The organism is Oleiphilus sp. HI0080 (genome assembly GCF_001635135.1).
Genome location: NZ_LWFU01000722.1, coordinates 1 through 853, shown reverse-complemented (window position 1 = coordinate 853; position 853 = coordinate 1). Strand labels below are relative to the sequence as shown.

At 46.8% G+C, this 853-nt stretch carries 1 protein-coding gene; it reads left to right on the top strand.

Translation table 11 applies throughout. From position 1 onward, the window contains the following. Positions 1-853: efflux RND transporter periplasmic adaptor subunit (locus A3751_RS15475; protein ID WP_068457746.1), on the top strand; the 853-nt coding region annotated here is incomplete at both ends.

Sequence of the window (853 nt, the reverse complement as noted above, 5' to 3'; positions counted from 1 at the left end):
GACCTGCTATTCGAACTGGATAAAGACACTCTTCAGGCGGAAGTTGCAAAAGCGAAAGCAAAGCTGGCTGCAGATCAGGCAGCGCTTGATGAATCCACTCGAAATTATGGCCGTGGAAACGAGTTGATCGGCAAGGGAACCATTAGTCAGTCGCAGATGGATCAGTTGTTGAGTAAAAAGTTACAAGCGGAAGCGGCACTGCAATCCTCGAAAGCCGCACTTAAAGCCGCGACGCTCAACCTGGATTATGCATCGATTCACGCACCGACAGATGGGGTCTTAAGTCAGGCGAATGTTAGTAAAGGTGACTTTATTTCTCCCTCTACTGTTTTAGCGAATTTGGTCTTGTCAGATCCTATCTATGTCAGCTTTCAGGCGAGTGAGCGAGAATTTTCGAAAAGAAGATCTGAGCGACAAGAGAAAATTCGCAATAATGGTGAGACACCACCAGAGTTGATCGCAAAGCTCAAGTTTTCCTCGGGCAACATATACGACAAAAATGGTGTTTTTGACTTTGTCGATAATCGGGTTGATCAGTCTACTGGAACCATTAAGATTCGTGCCGCTTTTGAAAACCCAGAGGGTTTCGTGCTGCCGGGGCAGCATGTGACGATTATCGTTGAAAGTGGAGAGGCTAAATCTGCATTAGTGGTGCCCCAAAAGGCGGTGCAAGAAGACCAGGCCGGCAAGTTTTTGTTGATTTTGAATGACGAGCAGGTAGTGGAGAAACGGCCCGTTACCACCGGTTCAAATGAGGGTGTCAATATCGTCATAAAAGAAGGTTTGAACGAAGGCGACAATGTCATTATCGACGGATTGCAAAAAATCAGGGTCGGTAGTAAAGCCGAAGGCA